Here is a 5323-nt window from a genome sequence, read left to right as displayed (position 1 = left end):
GGCCCGCACCGGCTTGGGTCGCCATCCCCGTACTCCCTCTCTCGTCGACACTCGCACACCATGACTGCCCCGCCCCCGCCCCCGCCCCCGCCCCCGCCCCCGCCCCCGTCGCAGCCGCAGTCACAGCCGCAGTCACAGTCACAGTCACAGTCACAGTCACAGTCACCCACACGATAACAGTGGGTTCTCGATATGAGAGTCCACTTGCATGACGACACTCGACCTCCGTAACCTCCTGAGAGTCAGCTCTCACGACGAGAGCGCACACATGAGGAGTACCGCATGACCGCCACCACCCACACGCTCAAGCTCGACCAGGGCACTGTCGACGTCACCGTCGACCTGCAGGGGCAGGAGCGGGGGCAGAGGGGGCGCCCCTTCCTGCTGCTGCACGGAGGCGGCGGTCCGCAGACCGTCACCCCGTTCGCCGACTTCCTCGCCGGGCAGCGGCCCGCCAGGGTCTTCACCCCCTTCCACCCGGGCTTCGGCGGCACGGCCCGCCCCGAATGGCTGACCGATGTCCCGGCCCTGGCCCGGGTCTACGCCCAGTTGCTGGAGGAACTCGACCTGCGGGACGTGGCGGTGGTGGGCAACTCCATCGGCGGCTGGATCGCCGCCGAACTGGCGGCTCTGGGCAGCGAACGGGTCAGCAGCGTCACCCTCGTCAACGCGGTCGGCGTACGCGTCCAGGGGCACCCGATAGCCGACACCTTCCCGCTCACGCCCCCCGAGTTGGCCCGCCTCTCCTTCCACGACCTCTCGAAGTTCCGCTTCGACCCGAGCGCCCTGTCCGAGGAGCAGCGCGCGGTCATGGGGGCCAACCGTGCCGCGCTGCGGGTCTACTCGGGCCCGCACGACATGGCCGACCCCACCCTGACCGACCGCCTGGCGAAGATCGACCACCCGACCCTGGTCGTCTGGGGCGCGAGCGACCAGGTCGTGGACGTCGACTACGGACGCGCGTACGCGCAGGCCGTCCCGGGTGCGGAGTTCCGTCTGCTGGAGGGCACGGGACACATGCCCCAGACGGAGACACCGGAACAACTCCTGCCGCTGGTCTGGGACTTCGCGGAGTCCCACACCGCGGACAGCACACGCAACTGACCGGAGACCCCTCAGAGACACCAGCCACCGATCGGCGACAAGGGACGCACTCAGGTCGTGTCGGCCCGCTGGATGCTGTCGCCGCTGTTGCCGATCGCGATGTACGTGCCGATGCGACGGAAGTCGTTCATCACGCCGAACATGCTCTTGTCGGACGGCAGGAGGGCCCGGACGGAGGCGTCGTCGGCCAGCCGGGCCAGCAGCATCTCCTTGTAGGCGTTGTAGACCCTCGCCGTGTAGTTGGGCTCCTTCGCCGCGTTCATCCGGTAGTCGTTGGTGAGCGCGATGGAGGCCAGGTCCATCAGATAGCAGTCGATCAGGTCCGTGACGTCCTGGGCCCGGGCCCCGTCCTCGCCGACGCGGGCGTCCTCCGCCAGGACGCCGGCCATCTTCAGGACGATGTCGCGGTAGATCCGGTGCCGGGTGCTGCTGGGGTAGGCGGCCATGATGTGGTCGGCCTGACCCGCTCCGACCGTGTTCATCGTGCGCGGAGTCGTCAGATCGCCCAGCCCCGGCACCGCCAGCGGAACGTTCTGGAACATCTCCTCCTCGTCGGGGATGTCCCGGTTCCGCGAAGCCAGCGGGTGCAGGCCGATCTCGTGGGCGAGCATGCCCATGATGTGGCCGATGCCGTACTTCTCGAAGTAGTAGCTGGCCAGGTTGATGTCGACCCCGGCGTCACCGCGGTCCGTCACATCGGCCGGGGTCTCCGTCGTCCGCACGTGCAAGGTGATCCGGACGCGACGGTCACCGACGTACTCCTTGATGGTGTCGTGCTTCCGGAGCAGATCGATGATGCGGACCGCCTTGTCGCGGTACGCCTCGTTCGTGTGCTTCAGGTTGGTGAACTCGAAGTTCCCCGAGGAGAAGGGGGCGTAGAGCGTTACCGGCTGTCCTGCTGCCTGGCCGGGCGCCGTGTTCGGGTCCTGCTGCATACGGGCCGGGACATCGGTGACCCCCGTGTCACCGGTGGACGGCCGGGGCAGGGAGACCGGGTCCACCCAGACCGCCTCGCGGAGGATCCCCTCGACCCCCTTGCGGGCCTCTTCCCAGGTCTGCGCGATGTCCTGCACATCCGCCCGAGACGTCCGAGGCAGGTCAGGTGTCTGAGATGCCTGAGGCCGCTCGGGTGTCTGAGATGCCTGAAGCCGCTCGGGCTCGGGGCTCACGTCTCCGATCAGCGCGCCCAGCAGGGCCAGGTGGCGCCCGCGAAGCCCACCGGCGGCGAGTGAGGAGTCCTCGGGGCCGGCCGTCAGGTCACCCAGCAGGCTGCCCGGGATGTGCGGACGCTGCGGGGAATCGGCATCCCGATACTCGTCCCGCAGACCGAGCTGATGGGTCAGCTCATGCACCAACTGCACCGGGTCGGCGTCCGCCCACCACGAGACCTGATCCATGGTGCGGTCGCGGCCCACCAGGTCCACGGTCAGGTGCGGGGACTGGGACTGGGGCTGGGACTGGGACTGGGAAGGATCGACCAGCTCGACGGTCACGTGCAGCAGGTCGCCGTTGGGGAGCCGATGTCCGGGCTCGTTGAGGAACTCATGGACCCCGGCCGACAGTTGCTCGAACGCGTGGGCCACCTGTGCGTCCGTACCACGCATCTGGATCCGAACCGTGAGGTCCGTGACCTGTTCGCCCTGGTACGAGAGCCGCCGGACGTCGAAGCCGGAACGCACCACGAAACGGGGGCGGCTGTCACGCAGGCCCACCAACTGCGGTGCACCGGCGAGGGCTTGTTCGATGCTCTCGCTGATCTTCTGAGCGCTGTCGGTGGCTTGCGGGAGCCGGGGGCGGGCCTCACCGGTGGGGATGGGCTGCTGGATGCTGTCACCGCGGTTGTTGGTCGCGAGGTTGGCGGCCAGGGTGGCGAAGTCCCGTACGACTCCGAACATGCCCTTGTCGGCGGGGAGCAGGGCACGGGCGGGACTGTCCGGGGCCATGCGTGCGGCGAACAGCGCCTTGTAGGCGTTGTAGACCTTGGCCGTGTTACCGGGCTCCTTGGCCGCGTTCATCCGGTAGTCGCTGGTGATCGCGATGGAGGCGAGGTCCATGAGGTAGGTGTCGATCAGGTCCGTGACGTCCTTGGCCTTGGCGCCCTCCACACCGGCCTGCGCGGCCTCGGCCAGCATGTCGGCCATCTTCAGCACGATGTCGCGGTAGATCCCGTGCCGGGTACTGCTGGGGAACGCGGCCATGATGTGGTCGGCCTGACCCGCGCTGTCGGTGTTCATCGTGCGTGGGGTCCGCAGCTCGCCCAGCCCCGGCACAGGCAGGGGGATGCCTCGGAACATCGACTCCTCGTCGGGGATGTCCCCGTTCCGGGAGGCGAGCGGGTGCAGACCGATCTCATGGGCCAGCATCCCCATGATGTAACCGATGTCGTACTTCTCGAAGTAGTAGCTCGCGAGGTTGATCTGGACACCGGCGTCGCCCAGGTCGCGTACGTCCGCCGGGGTCTCGGTAGTCCGCACGTGCAAGGTGATGCGGACGGGCCGGTCGCCGACGTAGGCACTGATCGTCGGGTGGTCCCGCAGCAGCTCGATGATCCGGACCGCCTTGTCGCGGTACCTCTCCTCCGTGTGCTTCAGGTTGGTGAACTCGTACTTCCCCGACCTGAAGGGGGTGAGGGTCGGTTCGGCGGCGGCATCAGCGGTGGTGCTGGCGGCGGGGGCCGGTGTCGCGTTCGGGTCCTGCGGCATGCGGGCCGGGACAGCGGTGACCGCCGTGTCACCGGTGGACGGCCGGGGCAGGGAGACCGGGTCAATCCAGACCGCTTCGCGACGGACCTTCTCGGCGTCGTCGCGCACCTGGTGCCAGGTGTGCTCGCTGTCCTCCTGTGTGCTTCGCTCCGAGGAGTCCGAGGAGCTCGGGGTCACGTCCCCGATCAGCGCACTCAGCAGCGCCAGGTGCCGCCCGCGAAGCCCACCGGCGGCGAGTGAGGAGTCCTCGGGGCCGGCCGTCAGGTCACCCAGCAGGCTGCCCGGGATGTGCGGACGCTGCGGAGAATCGGCATCCCGGTACTCGTCCCGCAGACCCAGCTGATGGGTCAGCTCATGCACCAACTGCACCGGATCGGCATCCGCCCACCACGAGATCTGATCCATCACCCGATCCCGACCCACCAAGTCCACCGTCAGATGCGGGGACTGGGAAGGATCGACCAGCTCGACGGTCACATGCAGCAGGTCACCGTTGGGGAGCCGGTGGCCGGGGTTGTTGAGGAACTCGTGTACACCGTCGCGGAGTTGCGCGAAGACGGCGGCTTGGGCGCGGGTCGGGGCTTGGGCGCGGGCGTTCTGCCCGTCCGGGCCGCCGCGCATCGCGATACGGACCGTGAGGTCGGTGACCGGATCGCCGTCGTAGGTGAACCGCCGCGCATCGAAATCGGAACGCACCACGAACCGGGGCCGCTGGTCACGCGGCCGACTGGGGCGGGGCATACCGGTGTGCGGCAGACCGGTATGCGCCCGGCCGGCACGCGGCTCCATCGACGACGTGGTGTCGGACGGCCCACTCCGCGACCCGGACTCGGTACCGCCCGGCGAAAGCCTCGGGCGCGTCTCGCCGGTCTCGGTGCCGCTCGGTACCGGGGCGACGCTCTGGATGCTGTCGCCCTGGTTGTTGAACGCGACGCTGCTGCCCAGACCGAAGAAGTTACTCGTGACGTTGTACCAGCTCTTGTCCGCCGGAAGCAGACTCCGTACGGGACTGTCCTGCGCAAGCTGCGCGGCAAACTGCTCCTTGTACGCGTTGTACACCTTCGCCGTGTAACGCGGCTCCCAAGCCGCGTCCTTACGCTTGTCATTGGTGAGCGCGATCGTGGCCAGGTCCATGAGGTAGGTGTCGATCAGATCCGTGACGTCCTTGGCCTTCGCACCCTCCTCACCGGTACGCGCCTCCTCAGCCAGGTCATTGGCCATCCCCAGCACGATGTCCCGATAGATCCGGTGCCGCGTACTGCTCGGGAACGCGGCCATGATGTGGTCGGCCTGACCTGCCCCGACCGTGTTCATGGTCCGTGGCGGAGTCAGGTGCGCCAGCCCCGGAACAGTCAGCGGCACCCCGGCGAACATCTCCTCTTCATCAGGGATGTTCGTGTCCCGCGAGGCGAGAGGGTGGAGACCGATCTCATGGGCCAACATCCCCATGACATAACCGATGTCGTACTTCTCGAAGTAATAACTCGCGAGATTGATGTCGACGCCGGCATCACCAC

At 68.0% G+C, this 5323-nt stretch carries 2 protein-coding genes; one reads left to right on the top strand and one right to left on the bottom strand.

Going from position 1 to position 5323, the window contains the following annotated elements; all coding sequences use genetic code 11:
* Nucleotides 1–282 precede the first annotated feature (282 nt).
* A complete protein-coding gene (locus tag C6Y14_RS43800; protein WP_107022512.1) occupies nucleotides 283–1104 on the top strand; it encodes an alpha/beta fold hydrolase in 822 nt (273 codons plus the stop codon).
* Nucleotides 1105–1154: 50 nt separating this feature from the next.
* Here C6Y14_RS43800 and C6Y14_RS43795 read toward each other — a convergent pair.
* Nucleotides 1155–5323 (bottom strand): hypothetical protein (locus tag C6Y14_RS43795; protein WP_159074433.1); only part of this gene is annotated, 4169 nt, incomplete at its 5' end.

Origin of the sequence: Streptomyces dioscori (assembly GCF_003024195.1) — a bacterium.
Taxonomy (GTDB): Bacteria; Actinomycetota; Actinomycetes; order Streptomycetales; family Streptomycetaceae; genus Streptomyces; species Streptomyces dioscori.
Note: the sequence above shows the minus strand (reverse complement) of the source record. Positions and strands in the feature narration are given on the sequence as shown.

Excerpts from the sequence above, each read along its gene's own strand:
- C6Y14_RS43800 (WP_107022512.1), top strand. The coding sequence starts at position 283 with ATGACCGCCACCACCCACACGCTCAAGCTCGACCAGGGCACTGTCGAC.